The following is a 1,531-nucleotide window of genomic DNA, read 5'->3' as shown; positions in this document are numbered from 1 at the left end:
ATCCCGGTGGCCTGTCAAGGGAAACTTTGGGGCGCTCTAGCCCTGAGACGCCTGATCTCTGAACCCGATTGGCAAGAGGAAGAGATCGAGTTGGCCAGGGCAATTGGCAATCACCTGGCAGTCGCCATTCGACAGGCGGAACTTTATCAAAGGCTGCAGCAAGCCAACGTCGAACTGGATTACCAAGTGCGGGTGCGCAACCGCCAACTGCAGCAAGCCTACGAAGACGAGGCCCTGCTGCAACTGATCACGGAAGAAATTCGCTCCAGCCTAGACGAGCACAAGATTTTGGAAACCGTGGCGCAGGAACTGGCCCTCAGCCTTGGCCTTTCCGGCTGCATGATTGCCCTCCATGACTCAGAACGACAGGTTGGCGTTTTGGCCTTGGATTATCGACCTGGAGAAGGGATCCGCCGTTTTCCCCTGGAGATCCCCTTTGCCGATTTTGCCGAGGTGCTCCAGCAGCTTCAGGGTGGGCAGTTCTGCTATTTCAGCAACCTTGGCCACCCCTGCTGGCCCAGCTACGACCGCCACACGCTGCTGGTACTTCCCATTTGCGATGCTCAGGAAGGCGAATCTCTCCTGCTGGGAAATATTTGCGGCTCGCGTCCGCCGGGGCAGGTGTTTGGCGAGCGGGAACAGCGCTTGATGCGGCGGGTGGCCAGCCAGTGTGCGATTGCCATTCGCCAGGCCCGGCTTTTCCAAACCGTGCAGCAGCAGGTGCAGCAGTTGCAGGAGCTCAACCACCTCAAGGATGAGTTTCTGCACATGGTCTCCCACGAGATGCGCACGCCTCTAACCAACATGAAGCTGGCAATTGCTTTTCTCTCCAAGGCCAACCTGACGGAGCGGGAGCAGCGCTACTTGCAGATTTTGGAGATGGAGACCAACCGCGAGCTGGACTTGATCAACGAGCTGTTGGAATTGCAAGCTATTGAAGCCGGAAATAGGGATCTCAATCTAACCTGGTTATCTCCTCAGGAGTGGATCCCCAATCTTTCCGAGCCCTTCCGGCTGCGAGCTGCCCAGCAGAACCAACAGTTTCAGTTGGAATGGGATCCCGACCTTTTGCCCCTCTGCACGGATGAGAGCCTGCTGTCGCGGGTGGTGGGCGAACTTTTGAACAACGCCTGCAAGTACACGCCGGCTGGGGAAAGCATCTGTTTGCGCTTTAGCCAGACCCATCAACAGAACCGTCCCGGCTGGCTGATCGAGGTGCGCAATACGGGAGTGGAAATTCCTCCAGAGGCGCTGCCCCATGTGTTTGAAAAGTTCTACCGCATCCCACAGTTGGATCGCCGCAAAGCCGGAGGGACAGGCCTAGGCCTGCCGCTAGCCAAAAAGGCTATGGAGATGTTAAAGGGATCCCTGACGGTGGAAAGCCGTTCCCGGCAGGTGATTTTCCAGGTGTGGTGCCCCCATCAGGGCAGCTTGTCGGCAACTCAAAACAGAGCCTAGCGCCTTGCGCAGGACTCGAACCTGCAACCATCGACTTAGAAGGTCGGTGCTCTATCCATTGAGCTAGCAAGGC

General features: G+C 57.3%; 1 protein-coding gene and 1 tRNA gene. One reads left to right on the top strand and one right to left on the bottom strand.

Features of this window, described 5'->3' with window-relative positions:
* The coding region (locus tag NW857_RS05035; RefSeq protein ID WP_414368160.1) for an ATP-binding protein at nucleotides 1–1,458 on the top strand (1,458 nt) is incomplete at its 5' end.
* Here the strand turns inward: NW857_RS05035 and NW857_RS05030 are convergent.
* Nucleotides 1,459–1,531 (bottom strand) — tRNA-Arg (locus NW857_RS05030).

The sequence above is a fragment of the Synechococcus sp. H55.9 genome (genome assembly GCF_047462355.1).
Taxonomy (GTDB): Bacteria; Cyanobacteriota; Cyanobacteriia; order Thermostichales; family Thermostichaceae; genus Thermostichus.
This window is presented reverse-complemented; position numbering and strand designations above follow the sequence as displayed.